At 73.4% G+C, this 14,693-nt stretch carries 12 protein-coding genes; 9 read left to right on the top strand and 3 right to left on the bottom strand.

Going from position 1 to position 14,693, the window contains the following annotated elements:
* Positions 1-47: 47 nt before the first annotated feature.
* The 3 genes from ACWCXH_RS09565 (at position 48) to ACWCXH_RS09555 (ending at position 2,990) form a co-directional block, all read left to right on the top strand.
* Positions 48-974 (top strand): hypothetical protein, encoded by a 927-nt coding sequence (locus tag ACWCXH_RS09565; RefSeq protein ID WP_449800790.1) that lies wholly within the window; start codon positions 48-50, stop codon positions 972-974.
* A 208-nt stretch (positions 975-1,182) separates the two neighbouring features.
* Positions 1,183-1,803, top strand: coding sequence for a hypothetical protein (locus tag ACWCXH_RS09560; protein ID WP_449800789.1), 621 nt, complete (start codon positions 1,183-1,185; stop codon positions 1,801-1,803).
* 389 nt (positions 1,804-2,192) lie between these two features.
* Positions 2,193-2,990 carry an SGNH/GDSL hydrolase family protein gene (locus tag ACWCXH_RS09555; protein ID WP_449800788.1) on the top strand — a complete coding sequence of 266 codons (798 nt, stop codon included), beginning with the start codon at positions 2,193-2,195 and terminating at the stop codon, positions 2,988-2,990.
* A gap of 114 nt (positions 2,991-3,104) precedes the next feature.
* On the opposite strand, the gene ACWCXH_RS09550 is transcribed toward ACWCXH_RS09555, so the two are convergent.
* Both ACWCXH_RS09550 and ACWCXH_RS09545 read right to left on the bottom strand, forming a co-directional pair.
* Positions 3,105-3,965, bottom strand: a complete 861-nt coding sequence (locus tag ACWCXH_RS09550; RefSeq protein WP_449800787.1) for a nitroreductase/quinone reductase family protein — start codon at positions 3,963-3,965, stop codon at positions 3,105-3,107.
* Between the two features lie 496 nt (positions 3,966-4,461).
* Positions 4,462-6,288, bottom strand: a complete 1,827-nt coding sequence (locus tag ACWCXH_RS09545; protein ID WP_449800786.1) for an AMP-dependent synthetase/ligase — start codon at positions 6,286-6,288, stop codon at positions 4,462-4,464.
* A 517-nt stretch (positions 6,289-6,805) separates the two neighbouring features.
* On the opposite strand from ACWCXH_RS09545, the gene ACWCXH_RS09540 reads away from it, so the two are divergent.
* The 6 genes from ACWCXH_RS09540 to ACWCXH_RS09515 all read left to right on the top strand — a co-directional run bounded on the left by ACWCXH_RS09540 (position 6,806) and on the right by ACWCXH_RS09515 (position 13,248).
* Positions 6,806-9,865 (top strand): sensor histidine kinase, encoded by a 3,060-nt coding sequence (locus tag ACWCXH_RS09540; RefSeq protein WP_449800785.1) that lies wholly within the window; start codon positions 6,806-6,808, stop codon positions 9,863-9,865.
* Positions 9,862-10,281: a roadblock/LC7 domain-containing protein gene (locus tag ACWCXH_RS09535; RefSeq protein WP_449800784.1), complete on the top strand. Its 420-nt coding sequence runs from the start codon at positions 9,862-9,864 to the stop codon at positions 10,279-10,281. Before ACWCXH_RS09540 ends, ACWCXH_RS09535 begins: the two co-directional genes overlap by 4 nt.
* A gap of 302 nt (positions 10,282-10,583) precedes the next feature.
* Positions 10,584-10,913 (top strand): DUF742 domain-containing protein, encoded by a 330-nt coding sequence (locus tag ACWCXH_RS09530; protein WP_238862662.1) that lies wholly within the window; start codon positions 10,584-10,586, stop codon positions 10,911-10,913.
* Positions 10,894-11,562 (top strand): GTP-binding protein, encoded by a 669-nt coding sequence (locus ACWCXH_RS09525; protein ID WP_449800783.1) that lies wholly within the window; start codon positions 10,894-10,896, stop codon positions 11,560-11,562. The genes ACWCXH_RS09530 and ACWCXH_RS09525 overlap by 20 nt, the downstream gene beginning before the upstream one ends.
* Positions 11,563-11,857: 295 nt before the next feature.
* A complete protein-coding gene (locus ACWCXH_RS09520) occupies positions 11,858-11,980 on the top strand; it encodes a hypothetical protein (RefSeq protein ID WP_449800782.1) in 123 nt (40 codons plus the stop codon).
* Between the two features lie 518 nt (positions 11,981-12,498).
* Positions 12,499-13,248, top strand: a complete 750-nt coding sequence (locus tag ACWCXH_RS09515) for a winged helix-turn-helix domain-containing protein (RefSeq protein ID WP_449800781.1) — start codon at positions 12,499-12,501, stop codon at positions 13,246-13,248.
* A gap of 157 nt (positions 13,249-13,405) precedes the next feature.
* Here the strand turns inward: ACWCXH_RS09515 and ACWCXH_RS09510 are convergent, their stop codons facing one another.
* A complete protein-coding gene (locus ACWCXH_RS09510) occupies positions 13,406-14,395 on the bottom strand; it encodes an aldo/keto reductase (RefSeq protein WP_449800780.1) in 990 nt (329 codons plus the stop codon).
* Positions 14,396-14,693: the final 298 nt, after the last annotated feature.

Below are 14,693 nucleotides of genomic sequence, written 5' to 3'. Positions count from 1 at the left end.
CCCGGGGGAGGCGACAGCGCGGCCGGGCGCGCGGGGCGCCGCCGCCGGTGCCGGTGGCCCTGGCGGTCGCGGTGGGGGCCGCCGACTTCGCCGGGCTGGCCGGGTACGGGCTGTTCGGCGGGCTCGCGCACCGGGAGTACCTGCGGCTGACGGAGGACCTGCTGAGGGGCCTGCGCGGGCAGGGGGTGGAGGTGCACCTGCGGGTCATGGAGGCCGCGGACTACGCGGACTACTGCGACGCCTTCGGCCTCGATCCGGGCACGGCCGCCGCCCGGGTGGCGTACGCGGGCGACCCCGAGCTGGCCGGGGAACCCTTCGTCTACGCGGGCGAGCCGCTGGCCGAGCTGGCCCCGCTGCTGCTGGAGGACCACCGGGCCCGGGTGCGGATGTCCTTCGCCTGCGCCGTCCTCCTGGAGGCGGTCGGCGACGACCTCGCGGGGCGGCGGCTGCTGGCGGTGATGGAGTACGTCACGACGGTGTACATGGCGCTGGCCGGGGGCGCGGGGGAGGGATACCACCTCCTCACCCTGCGCTTCCACGGCCCGGAGGACGGCGAGCAGCTCACCGCGGCGGCGGAGCTGTGCGTCGAGGCGGGCGCGCTGTTCCCGGGCGGCCGGGACACCGAGGCGTTCTGCGTGACGCTGGCGGCGGGCGTGGCCGTCGGCGGCGACGGTGCGTTGCTGCTGCACGGCGATGCCGGGCCCGAGGGGCCGCCGGTGCGGGGCTGGGCGCTGGTGGGCGGGCGGCTGCGGCCGATGAGCGCGCACGAGGTGTTCGACGAGCTGGCCGACACGGTCGAGCGGGGCGTGCCCTTCCCGCCCGGGGTGCTCCCGAGGCCCGGCTTCCCGCTGCCGGCCTTCCCGGGCCGGGCCGCGCGGGCGGAGGGTACGGCCGACGCCGGCGCGGCCGACGCCGGTTCGCCCGGAGACGGCTCGGCCGACGACACCGGGGGCGGAGGTGGGCCGCTGGCCTGACCAGCACTTTTCGGCTTCCGCGTCCACCAAGCGGCGCTGGGGACTGTTCATCGACTGCCTGTTCGGGGAAGATTCCCGGAAAGATCAACAGCAGGAGCGTGCGGTACCCCACGCCGCCGCTCCCGCCGCTCCGCCCCGTACCGCGCTCCGCAGGTCCGCCCCGCGCCCCGTCGGTCCCGGCCGAGCCCGACACCGAAAGGGGGGACGCATGAGCCGGATCGAGTACGGCGCGGAGATCGCCGAGCTGCTCGGCAGGGTGCGCCGGCGTCCCGCCGCGGGGTGGCCGTGGCGGCCGGGCGAGCAGGTGCCCGAGGGGCTGCCGGTGAAGCAGTCGTGGGGGTGGCTGTTCGCCCCCGACGGCCGGGTGCTGACCCTGGTCAACCCCAGGGACGGCATCTGCTCGCTGCCCGGCGGCTCGCTCGAACCGGAGGACGCCGGCGACCCCGCCTCCGCCCTGGCCCGGGAGGCCGCCGAGGAGGCCCAGGCCGTGATCGGCCGGCCGTACTACCTCGGCTACCTCTACGACCGGGTCGGCTCCGCGAACGGCGGGAACGAGTGCGCCCGCGTGCGGATGGCCGCGGCGCTGCGGGCGGTCGGCCCGAGCGCGGCCGACCCTGCGTCCGGGCGGCACTACCGGCGGCTGCTGGTCGCGCCCGGGCTCGCGATCGAGCTGCTGGGCTGGGGCGGGCCCGGACTGCGCCAGGCGCGGGCGGCCGTTGCGTGCGCCGTCCGGTGGCTCGGCGTGCCCGCGGCCGCGAACGAGACGATCGAGGAACTGCCGGTGGCGGGCTGCGAGATCTTCCCGGGCACCGTCTACTCGGAGCACTGAAGCGCATCGTCCGCCGGTGGACGGCCTCTCTGATCAGTGATCAGACGGTCAGAGTGCGCGCGCCGGAGGCGGCATCTGGTGCCTGTGAAAGCCCCTGTGAAGGCCCCCGCGGAAGGGCGTCGCTGAAGCTATCGCTCAACGCGCCCGCTCAAGGTGTCGCTCAAGCCTGCGCTTAAGCCTGCGCTTAAGGGCGGCCGAAGCGCGTTCGTCGGCATCCGCCTGGTGCGTACACGCGCACACCGGCGCTGAGCAGCGCCAACGCCTCTGGCGTGAAGAGGTGTTCACTCCACTGTTGTCAGACTGGCCGTCAATATCCTTGGCATGAGCGCTTCCCGAGCTTGCTACCACCTGGTATCACATCTGTGACCCACATCACGCCAGGAGGTTTCATGCTGCGCCCCACCCGTGCCATGGCCGCCACCGCGATAGCGGCCGTCCTCGCCCTCACCACGTTCTTCGCGGCCACGTCCGCGAGTGCGGCCGCCGTCAACTACGTTGCCCTCGGGGACTCGTACTCCGCAGGTGTCGGCGCCGGGAGCTATCTCGGTGACAGTGGCAGCTGCAAGCGGAGCACCAACGCATACCCGTACCTGTGGCGGAGCGCGAACTCGCCGTCCTCCTTCAAGTTCGTCGCCTGCTCGGGTGCGAGAACCGGGGATGTCCTCAACGGCCAGGTCTCCGCTCTGAACTCCTCGACCACGCTGGTCAGCATCACCATCGGCGGCAACGACGCCGGCTTCGCCAGCACCATGCAGACCTGCGTGCTCGGCTCCGAGAGCGCCTGCCTCGACTCGGTCTCGGCCGGCGAGGACTACGCCCAGAACACCCTGCCCGGCCAACTCGACCAGGTCTACGCGGCGATCCACGCCAAGGCCCCCGACGCGCACGTCGTGGTCCTCGGCTACCCGCACCTGTACAGGATCGGTGGCGACTGCCTCTTCGGCATCGGCGACACCAAGCGCTCCGCCATCAACGAGGCCGCCGACGTGCTCGACGGCGTCATCGCCAAGCGAGCCGCGAACGCCGGCTTCACCTTCGCCGACGTGCGCGACACCTTCGCCGAGCACGAGATCTGCGGCTCGCTGGACACCTGGATCCACAGCACCACGTGGCCCATCGACGAGAGCTACCACCCGAATTCCTCCGGTCAGGCCTACGGGTACCTGCCGGTGTTCTCGCAGTCGTGACGGGTGACGCCTGACAGATAACGGGTGGCAGATGACAGATGACAGATTTCGAAATCTGTCATCTGTCATCTGTTCGTCCACCTCCGCCGGGCGCCCCGCCAGGCCCCCGCAGCCTCAGTGCATCGGCGGGAACGGAATCCCTGCGAGCACCGGCAGCAGCTCGGCCTCCTCGTACGCGAGGTGCGCCTCCAGCTCGGCCGCCATCCGGTCCACCTCGGCCCGCAGCCGCTCCGGCTCCTCGACCTCGATCCCGGCCAGCAGTGCTACCAGTTCCTCCTTGATCCGCCCGATCGCCCGGTGCTGCCCTCCCAAGGCGTCCAGCGCCCCGGCCAGTTCAGGGTGGCTGCGCGCCAGGGCCGGGAAGATCGCCGCGTCCTCGCCACGGTGGTGGTGCGCCAGCCCCTCGCAGAACGCCAGGCAGTGCTGCCGTAGTTGGAGCCCGAGGCTCGCCCGCTGCCCCGCGGCGTGGGCGTGCGCCTCCTCGCGGACGTACCGCAGCTGCGCGCGCAGCCAGGTGTGCGCCTCCAGCAGCTTGTCGGCGAGACTGCGCACCTCCCGCGTAGGTGTCTCGGGCCGTTCCAGGACGACGACCGGCAACTCCCGCCCGGCGCGGGTCTGGTAGTCGCCGTACCCCGGCGCCGCCCGCACGACGGCAGCGAACAGCCGCTCCCGCCGCGCCCCTTCGGCCGGCACGGCGATCGCGTCGAACGTCTCCGTGCCGAGCTCGACCCGGACCACGGGGCGGGTGAGCAGGTTGCGGTACCACTGCGGGTGGTCCGGCGCCCCGCCCGCTGACGCGACGACGACGAGCTCGCCCTCTGCCCGGACGTACCCCAGCGGAACGGTGTGCTCCCGCCCCGACCGGGCCCCGGTGGTGGTGAGGAGCAGCAGATCGCCGCCCTCGAACGGCCCGCCGACCTTCCCGCCGTCGGCGCGGAACTCGTCAATGACACTCTGGTTGAAAGACATGGGCATACGTGTGTGGTGAAGTCTCCGAATGCATGAGGGAGCCAAGGCCACACGCGAGCGCCGCGAAGCACACGCGCACGCGGACACCACGGGTGGCCGCGTACGTCAGATCAGGGCAGCGGAGAAAGTGCTCATCGCGCATCGTCCCTTGCAGAAAGGTGCCGGCTCGGTCGCCGGCCGGCCCACTGCTCTGTGGCCGACACCGCGCTGCACGCCCCCATTAGAGCCGCGCCGCGGGCACCCTGTCAACGAACAAGATCGCCGCCGGAAGGTGCCGGCGCCGCCGCGGACTTCGATGAGCGCCTCGGCGGCCGGGTCGCACACCTGCTCGGCTGAAGGGTGCCGCGCCGCTGTCTCTCCGCGTCGGGAGGGGCGGCGGTGCGGCGTCCTTCGGTGCGCCGCACTCGGACCGAGGGGAAACAATGGACTGGACCGATCGGCCCGTCAAAAGATCGCTGGTCAAGCCCGCACCACTCGGCCAATAAACGGACAAGACTGTGCGTCATGGAACGTACAGTTCCTCGATGTCTGCCGCGTAGTACTCCGCGATCGCCGCCCGCCGAAGCTTCAGCGACGGCGTTAGCAGCCCCTGGTCCATGCTGAACTCCCGTGGCAGCAGCCGGAACGCGCGGATCGACTCGGCCCGCGACACCGCCGTGTTCGCCGCCGCCACCGCACGCTGGATCTCGGCGTGCAGGTGCTCGTCCGCGAGCACCGCCCACGGGTCCAGCTGCTCCCGTCCGCTCGTGCGCAGCCAGTGTGCCAGCGCCGCCGGGTCGAGCGTGATCAGCGCGGCGATGTAGGGGCGGTCGTCGCCGACCACCAGGCACTGCGAGACCAGCGGATGCGCCGCCACCCGCTCCTCCAGCGCGGCCGGGGAGAGGTTCTTGCCACTGCTGGTGACGATCAGGTCCTTCTTGCGGCCGGTGATGGTGAGGTACCCGTCCTCGTCGAGCCGGCCGAGGTCCCCGGTGGCGAACCAGCCGTCGCGCAGCGACTCCGCCGTGCAGCGCGGGTGGTTGAGGTACCCGCCGAAAACGGACCCGCCGCGCACCCACACCTCGCCGTCGTCCGCGATCGCCACCGAGGCGCCCGGGATCGGCCGCCCGACCGTGCCGAATCTCTGCCGCCCGGTCGGGTTGGCGGTGATCGCGGCGGAGGTCTCGGTCAGCCCGTAGCCCTCGTACAGCTGGAAGCCGGCGCCGGCGAAGAACAGCGCGAGCTCGCGGCGCAGCGACGAGCCGCCGCACACGATGCTGCGCACCCTGCCGCCGAGGACGCCGCGCAGCCGCGGGTAGACCGTCCGTTCGTACGCGAGGTGGCGCAGTCGCAGTCCGGGGCTCGGCCCGGGGCCGCGGCCGAACAGCTTCTGCTCCCGCGCCGCCGCCCAGTCGACGGCCACCTGCCGCGCCTGCTCGAAGAGTTCGCCGCGCCCGGCGTCCTCGGCGGCCCGCCGGGCCTGCTGGAAGATCTTCTCGAAGACGTACGGGACGGCGTGCAGGAAGGTCGGCCGGAAGGAGTCCAGGGCGGGCAGCAGTGCGTCGGTGGAGACCTCGGGGACGTGTCCGATCCGGAAGCCGCCGCGCATCGCCGCGACCTGCACGGCCCGCCCGTAGACGTGCGCGAGCGGCAGGAAGAGCAGGGTGGCGGGCTGGCCGCCGGAGGGGTCGCGGAAGACGTCGCTCCAGCCGCCGAGCAGGGCGTCGGCCTCGGCGGCCAGGTTGGCGTGGGTGATCAGGCAGCCCTTGGGACGTCCGGTGGTGCCCGAGGTGTAGACGACGGTGGCGATGTTCGAGGCGGCGACGCCGAGTCGCTGGCGGTGTACGAGGGCGTCGGGCACGCCGAGCCCGTCCTCGGTGATCGCGGCGACGCAGTCACGGTCGAGCTGCCAGATGCCGGTGAGGTCGGGCAGGGCGTCGCACACCGCGCCGACGGTCATCGCGGCGTCCTCGTCCTCGACCAGGCAGGCGACCGCCTGGGTCTCGGCGAGGATCCAGCGCACCTGCTCGGGCGCGGCGGTGGGGTAGACGGGGACGGTGATCGCGCCGATCGACCAGAGCGCGTAGTCGAAGAGCGTCCACTCGTAGCGGGTGCGGGACATCAGGGCGACCCGGTCGCCGTAGCGCACGCCCCGGGTGAGCAGGCCCTTGGCGAGGGCGAGGACCTCGTCGCGGAACTCGCGGGCGGTGACGTCCCGCCACGTCCCGTCGGCGGTGCGCAGTGCCAACTGGGCCAGGGCGGGGGTCCGTTCGGCGGTGTCGTAGAGCGAGTCGGCGAGTCCTCCGGCGGCCTCGGGCGCGGCCAGGGCCGGGGTGGTGAACTCGCGCACGTTCCTCCCCGGTTCGCGTCCGGCGGCCGGTGCCCGCGTCCGCTCTCGTCTGCCCGCGTCTGCCCGCGCCCGCTTTCGTCTGGTCGCGTCCGCCGTGGAGCCGAAACTATCGGATCGTCCTGCCACTGCCCAGGGTTGTGACGGTGACGCGACGAGATCGGCACCTGGACGTACGGAAAGTGCCGTACGTCCGTACGGAAAGCGTCGTACGCGGGCGGCGGACGGGCGGCGGGTCCCGCTGTGCTCCTGACGTGTGCGGGGCAAGTCGGTGCTAGAGGGATTCGGCCCTCGAACGAGTGGTCAGGGCGTAGTAGGCTCTCGCAGACCCGCGGCCGGGCCCCCGGCCAGGCCCGATCCGTACCCGACCCCGACCCGACCCGGGCTCCCGCCCGGCTTCCGACGACGCTTCCCACGACGCAAGACCGCCCGCGCTCCCGCACCCTGCGCATCCGCGCGTGCTCCCCGCTCCACCAACCCTCCCCCCTTCCGCGCCTGGCACTTCCCGACCGAGGACTCCATGCGTCTGCGTAGCAGCTCGATCCGCGCGAAGATCATCGCGCTGCTTCTGGTGCCCATCGTCGCGCTCACCGCCCTGTGGGTGTACGCGACCATCGCCACCACCGGAGACGTTTGGAGGCAGCTGGAGCTCAGCCGTACGTACAAGGAGTTCGGCACCCCCGCCGACCAGTACGCCACCGACCTGCAGAACGAGCGCCGCGCCGCCGTCCAGCGCCTCGCCGACCCGAACTCGCGCGCCGCCAGGGACGCCTATGACCGTGCCAAGGCCGACACCGACCGCGACCTCGGCATCCTGCGCGACAAGAAGGACACCATCGGCGGCAGGCTCTCCGTCGCCCAGCGCGGGCGCCTCCTGCAGATCCTCGCCGCCGCCGACCAGATGGGCCCGCTGCGCGCCCAGGTCGGCCGTTCCGCGCTCAACTGGGAGTTCGCGCTCGACCAGTACAGCGACCTGATCAAGCCCGTGTTCGGCCTCCGTTCCGCCTTCGTCGCCGGCCAGAGCGGCCAACTCCCGCGCCAGGGCACGATCCTGATCGAGCTCGTGCGCGCCCGCGAGTACCTGTCCCAGGAGGACGCGGCGATGGAGGGCCTGCGTACCGGCGCCGCCCGGCCCACCTCCGAGCAGTACCAGACCGCGCTCGACGCCCTGCACAACCAGCAGGCGCTGTTCACCGTCTACATCGCCGAGCTCGAACCCGCCGACCAGGCCGACTACATCGCGCTGCGCGGCAGTGACGCCTGGGCCGCGCTCGTCCGCGCCGAGGCCGACTTCGTCGGCGCCGGGGGCCCTGCCAACGTCGCGCAGGCGATCAACGGCGACTCCTGGCGGGAGACCGCCAACCAGGCCCTCGGCGACCTCGCCGCCGTCAACTCCCGCATCGCCGACGGCATCGCCGGGCGCGAACGGTCGTATGCGACCGGCTTGTTGTGGCGCGGCGGGATCGCGGGCGCGGTCGGCCTCGTCGCGGTCGTGCTGACGGTGCTCATCTCGTTCCGGATCGGCCGCGGCCTCGCCCGCGAGCTGATCGGCCTGCGCAACGCCGCCAACGAGCTCGCCACCACCCGCCTGCCCGCCGTCATGCTGCGGCTGCGCCGCGGCGAGGCGGTGGACGTCGCCGCCGAGGCGCCGGAACTGAGGTTCGGGCAGGCCGAGATCGGCCAGGTCGGCCAGGCGTTCAACGCCGTGCAGCGGGCCGCCGTCGGGGCCGCCGTCGAGCAGGCCGAACTGCGCCGCGGCGTCTCGGCCGTCTTCGTCAACCTCGCCCGGCGCAGCCAGGTGCTGCTGCACCGCCAGCTGACCCTGCTGGACACCATGGAGCGCCGCACCGAGGACCCGGCGGAGCTGGAGGACCTGTTCCGGGTCGACCACCTCACCACCCGCATGCGCCGCCACGCCGAGGGCCTGATCATCCTGGCCGGCGGCTCGCCGGGGCGCGCCTGGCGCAAGCCGGTGCGGATGGTGGACGTCGTGCGGGCGGCGGTCGGCGAGGTCGAGGACTACGCCCGCGTGACCGTCCGGCCGTTCCCCGGCACCGGACTGCTCGGCAGCGCCGTCGCCGACGTGACCCACCTGATCGCCGAACTCGTCGAGAACGCCGCGGTGTTCTCCCCGCCGAACACCCAGGTCACCGTCCAGGGCGAGGTCGTGGCGCACGGTTTCGCGCTCGAGATCGACGACCGCGGACTCGGGCTGAGCGGGCAGGCGCTCGCCGAGATCAACGAACGCCTCGCCGTGGAGCAGGAGTTCGACCTCGCCGACACCGACCGGCTGGGCCTGTTCGTGGTCAGCCGGCTGGCCCGGCGGCACGGCATCCGGGTGCACCTGCGGCCCTCGCCGTACGGCGGGACGACGGCGGTGGTGCTGATACCGCGCGAGCTGCTCGCCGAGGCGCCGGACGGGCCGGCCGAGCCGGCGCGGACGGGGCGGCGGCCGGTGACGGTGGCCCGGCGCGGGCAGCGGGACCTCGTGGCGGTCCCGGGAAGCGGTGCTTCGGTGGCCCCGGCCACTTCGGGACCGTCCGGGGGAGGGGCCGCAGGTGCTTCCGGGAACGCTTCCTCGGGTGCCTCCTCGGCCGGGCGGCACCGTGTCACCGGCGGGCCGCGGCCGTCCGTGCCCGAGCCGGCCCGGACGCCGGGCGGACTGCCGCGGCGGGCGTCGCGGACGAAGGGCGGGCCGGTGCTGGTTCCCGCGCCGGGCGCGCAGGGCGGGGGCTCGGGCGGCGATGCCGCCGCGGAGGGCACCGGACGCCACCGCCGGGCGGAGGGTGCGCCGGCCGCCGACGGGACGGCTGCTGACGTGCAGACCGCTGATGCTCCGAGCGTCGGCGTGCCGAGCACCGGCGTGCCGAGCGCCGGAGTGCCGGTTGTCGACGTGCCGGTCGCGGCGCCGGTGGTGGTGCCGGTGGTGGCGCAGGAGCGGCCGGGTGTCGGTTCGCGGACGCCGGGAGGACTGCCCCGGCGAGTCCGGCAGGCGAACCTCGCGCCGCAGCTGAGGGAGCAGATGAAGGAGCGGCTCCGGGGCGACCGTACCGAGGACGTGCGGCCGTCCCAGGACCCGGTCGTACGGGCGGCGCAGGACGCCGAACGGGCCGTCAGAGAGGCCGAGCGCGCACGGGAGCGATCGCCGGAGGAGGCGCGGGCCACCTTCGCGTCGTTCCAGCGCGGGTTCACCCGGGGCCGCGGCGCCAAGGGTGCGGCGTCCTCGCCGACCACGGCGTCGCCGTCGGCTCCCCCGTCCGGTGTCCGGCCCGCCGCCGGGTCCGTCCCGGTCTGGCAGCCGCCGGACACGTCCCGGCGGGCGATCTGCCCGGCACCGGCCCCGGCGGCACTGCCCGCGCCGCCCGACGGCACCAGGGCGCCGCTCGTCCGGCGCGTTCCGCCAGGGCCGCCGGTCCGCCTGGTGCCGTCGGCCGACACCGGCACTGGCACCGGCTCCGGCTCCGGCCTGGACTCCGGAGCACCTGGAGCGGACTCGCAGGTATCAGACGCACGACAAGCAGGACCAGCACGACAGGCACGACCCGTACCACCCGCTCCAGCGGAAGGAACTGATTCATGACCATCTCGACGCAGCCGTCCGGGGACCTCAACTGGCTCCTGGACGACCTGGTGGGACGCGTCGCGGCCCTTCGGCACGCGGTGATCCTCTCCAGCGACGGCCTGGCCACCGGCGCCTCCCGCGACCTCGAGCGCGAGGACGCCGAGCACCTCGCCGCCGTCGCGGCCGGCTTCCACAGCCTCGCCAAGGGCGCCGGCGGGCACTTCAAGGTCGGCGGGGTCCGCCAGACCATGGTCGAGCTCGACGAGGCGTTCCTGTTCATCACGGCGGCCGGCGACGGCAGCTGCCTGGCTGTGCTGAGTGAGGCCGAGGCGGACATCGGCCAGATCGCCTACGAGATGGCCCTGCTGGTCAAGCGGGTCGGCGAGCACATGGCCGCCGAGCCGCGCACCGAAACCGCGCCGCCGGGGAGATGAGCGGTTCGATGGCGGATCCGAACGTGCAGGCGACGGCGGAACGGGACGAGCCGGGCACCGAGCCGACGGGCCGGGATGACGCGGGCGCGGACGGCGCGGCCGGGGACGGCACCGGTGCGGATGGCGCAGCCGGGGACGGCACCGGTGCGGACGGCGCAGCCGGGGACGGCACCGGTGCGGATGGCGCCGGGGTGGACGACACTGCCCCCGACGGGCCCGAGGTCGACCTGTTCCGGCCGCGCACCCCGGTCGACGACCGCTGGTTCGACGACGACGCCGGCCCGGTGGTGCGGCTGTACTCGATGACCCGCGGCCGCACCCGGCCGGTCGAGGACGGCCTGTTCGACCTCATCTCGCTGATCACCGCCGCCGAGCCCGGGCCGGACGCGGGGGCCGTGCCCGCGCACGTGCTCGACCCGGAGCACCAGACCATCCTGGCCTGGTGCCGCCGCGAGCCGCTGTCCGTCGCCGAACTCGGCTCCTACACCGACCTGCCGGTCAGCGTCGTCCGGGTGCTGCTCGGCGACCTCTACGACGCCGAGCTGATCAGCGTCACCCGACCCGTTCCGCTCGCCGAGCTGCCGGACGAGCGCCTGCTGCGAGACGTGATCAATGGACTCCGTGCGCTCTGAGCACCACGGCGAGCACCGCGCCGAGCACCGCGCCGAGCACCGCGTCGGCCCGCGTCGGCCCGACGCCAACGACCCGCGCTGGCGCGGTGGTCCGGCCGTCGCGGTGAAGATCCTCGTCGCGGGCGGCTTCGGCGCGGGCAAGACGACGCTGGTCGGCGCGGTCAGCGAGATCCGGCCGCTGCGCACCGAGGAGGGACTGAGCGAGCTCGGGCGCCCGGTGGACGACACCTCGGGCGTGGAGGCCAAGCGCACCACCACGGTGGCGATGGACTTCGGCCGGATCGACCTGCGGGCCGGGCTCGCGCTCTACCTGTTCGGCACGCCGGGGCAGGACCGGTTCTGGTTCGTGTGGGACGAGCTGGCGCGCGGAGCGCTCGGCGCGGTGGTGCTCGCGGACACCCGGCGTCTCGCCGACTGCTTCCCCTCGGTGGACTTCTTCGAGCAGCGCGGCATCCCGTTCGTCGTCGCCGTGAACTGCTTCGACGGGACGGAGCGGTTCGCGCCCGGCGAGGTGCGGGACGCGCTCGACCTCGACCCGGACATCCCGGTGCTGCTCTGCGACGCGCGGCTGCGCGAGGACGGGAAGGAACTGCTGGTCGCCCTCGTCGAGCACGCGGCGGCCCGGCGCGGCCGGGCGGTTCGGACCTGATCACCCGCCCACCTCGGCCGGTGCCCCGTCCGACCGGAGCGCCCCACCCACCCGGCCGGCGTCTCGTCAGGTCGCCGTCTCATCCGGACGTCCGCATCCCGGACGTTCTGCGCGATGAAGGTTGCCTGGACCGGTTCGGCGTGGAAGGCTCTGGGGGCGAGGGCCGCCCGGCCATGCCGTCGGGGAGCCCGGACGTGGGTCGGTACTGACGCATGTCCGGCGAAAGGTCCTTCGATCACGCATCTTCGGCGCGCACCCCGCGTGGCCGAGCACGGATCCAGGGGAGGGCGGCAGGATGACCGTCGGTCGGCGCATCGCCACGGCCACGCCCGCCTCCGTCCGAATCCTGGTCGCGCCGGTGCTCACGGTCCGTCGCTACATCGACCACGCGCTGACCTGCAGCGCGTGTTGTCGCTGACCGGCAGGCCCTTCCCGGTACGCCCGACCCCGCTTGCAGCCTGTCTGGCCGCTTGCGTCCGGCGCACCGTCAACCCGTCGACCAGGCCGGAGCGGCACACCGAACCCGGCGTGCCCGCCACCGGCGATCCGGCCCCGCCCCGCGGAGGGACCACCTGTGAACCTCGCCTTCCCCAACCCCGCCCCCGGAGCCGCCGGGCGCCCATGCACCGCCGGGACGTCCCCCGCCGCGCACTGCGGCGCACCGTCCGGGCGGTCGAGCGGACGGACGAGCGGACAGCAGCCGAACGGGCGCTTGCGCGCGGCCGGTTGCGCAGTCGAGCGCGGCCGCTCCGGCCGTGCCGACCTGGAGCCGTTCTGGCCGTCCAGGCAGCCGCACTTGTTCGATCAGACGTGTCCGGGCTCGCCCAGCGCGTCCCGGCCCTCCGCCCGCTGATCCCGGATCAGCCCCGGTAGTACGCCCGGTCGACGCGCAGACGACTCCACCCCGTCCGTCACGCGCGAAATGAGCGGCACACCATGTCTTCTCCTTCCACGGCCACCCTGCCCCTGCCCTCCGCGACCCCGCACCTGCGCGCGGTCCGCTCCGTCCAGCCCGTTCCGTCCGTCCAGCCTGTTCAGTCCGTCCAGCCCGTTCCGTCTGTCCCGTCCGGCACCGTCAACTCCCCGAGTCGGCCGGCGCGTTCGGTGCCACCGGACGTGTTGCCGCACCGGCCCGTGCCGCCGCAGTCGCTGCTGGCGGCGCTACCGGAAGGTGCGACCGTCGTTGCGGCTCTGCCGCAGGGTGCACTGCCGCAGGCCCTCCTTGCCCAGTACGGCGCGCAGTTCGGCGACGTGGCCGGGCAACCGATGGTCGGGCAGCCGATGGTCGGGTACCTGGTGCTCGTGCCGGCGGAGAGCCCGGCCGGTGCCGGCGTGCCGGCCGCGGGGCCGTCCGTCGTCCCGGCCGGTTCGCCGGCCGTCCGCCCGGTCCGTCCGTCCGGCCGCGGCATCACCGTCGACACCGAGCGGCGCAACGCGTACGTGGACGGGCGGCTGCTCGACCTCACGTACCTGGAGTTCGAGCTGCTCGCGCACCTCACCGAGCACCCGCAGCGGGTGCACACCCGTGACCACCTCGTCTCCGCCGTGTGGGGCTACGGCCACGTCGGCGACGGGCGGACGGTGGACGTGCACGTGGCCCGGCTGCGCCGCAAGCTCGGATCGGCCTACCGCGACACGATCGTGACGGTCCGCCGCGTCGGCTACAAGTACACCCCGGTGGCGTGAGCCGCCGCCGGGGTGGCGGGCGGCCTCCGGCGGTGAACAGGTGACAGAAAACAGATAACAGGCGACAGATGACAGATTCTGAAATCTGTTATCTGTCGCCTGTCGCCCGACCCTGCAACCCCCGGGCCCTCACCCCTCACCCCTCACCGCCCGCCGCTTACCGGCTCAGCCGGTCGATCTCCGCGAGCTCCTCCTCCGTCAGCGGCCCGCCGTTCAACGCGTCGATGTTCTGGTCCAGCTGCGCGACGCTGCTCGCCCCGATGATCACCGACACGACCCGCGGGTCGCGCAGCACCCAGCAGAGGGCCAGCTGGGCGAGTGTCTGCCCGCGCCCCTCGGCGACCTTCGCGAGCGCCCGCAGCTGCTCCAGTCGCGACCCCCCGAGGGCCTCCTCGCTCAGGAACTTCCCGACCGACATCCGCGACCCGGCCGGCACTTCGCCCGAGAGATAGCGCTCCGTCAGGAGACCCTGTGCGAGAGGAGAGTAGGCGATCAGGCTGGTCTGGGTGTCGCCGACAGCCTCCAGCACGCCCTCCTCCACGTGCCGGTTGAGGATCGAGTACGCCGACTGGTTCATCAGCACCGGCGTCCCCAGCTCGCGCAGGATCGCCACCGCCTCCCGGTGCTGCTCCGCCGGGTAGTTGGAGATGCCCGCGTACAGCGCCTTCCCCGAGCGGACCGCGCTGTCCAGCGCGCCCATCGTCTCCTCGATCGGGGTCTGCGGGTCGTATCGGTGCGAGTAGAAGACGTCGACGTAGTCCAGTCCCATTCGTCCGAGCGACTGGTCCAGGCTGGCCAGCAGGTATTTGCGGCTGCCGCCGTTGCCGTACGGCCCGGGCCACATGTCCCAGCCGGCCTTGGTGGCGATGAACAGCTCGTCCCGGTAGGGGCGGAAGTCCTGCGCGAAGAGATACCCGAAGTTGCGCTCCGCACTGCCGTACGGCGGGCCGTAGTTGTTCGCCAGGTCGAAGTGGGTGATCCCGCGGTCGAAGGCCCGGCGCAGCACCGCCCGCTGCACGTCCAGTGGCTGGGCGTCGCCGAAGTTGTGCCAGAGTCCGAGCGAGACGGCGGGCAGTTGTATGCCGCTGCGCCCGGCCTTGCGGTAGGTCATCGAGGCATAGCGGTCATCCGAGGCGAGGTAGCTCATGCCGGACATCCTGCCAGCCGGGGCGTGCGGATCGAGGCCCTGTCCGCGCTCCGGTCGCTGCCTGTGCGCTCGCGGTGGATCGTGCGTGTGTGTGCGGGACACGGCGACACGAGGCGCGACGAAGCGCAGGACGAACCAGGGTGCGCGGGCGCAGCGACACGGGGCGACGTGACGTGTGCCACCGGCATGGGCGGTATGCCGTCCGGCGGTGCGGGGGATGACGAACGGGCGAGGGGCCGTGGCCGCCGGGGGGCGGCGCACGGCCCTCGGCCATCCCCGTGGGTGGGCGCGTCCGCCC

The sequence above is a fragment of the Kitasatospora sp. NPDC001660 genome (assembly GCF_053596725.1).
The sequence above is the reverse complement of the archived record's forward strand: the minus strand, read 5'-3'. Positions and strand labels throughout refer to the sequence as shown.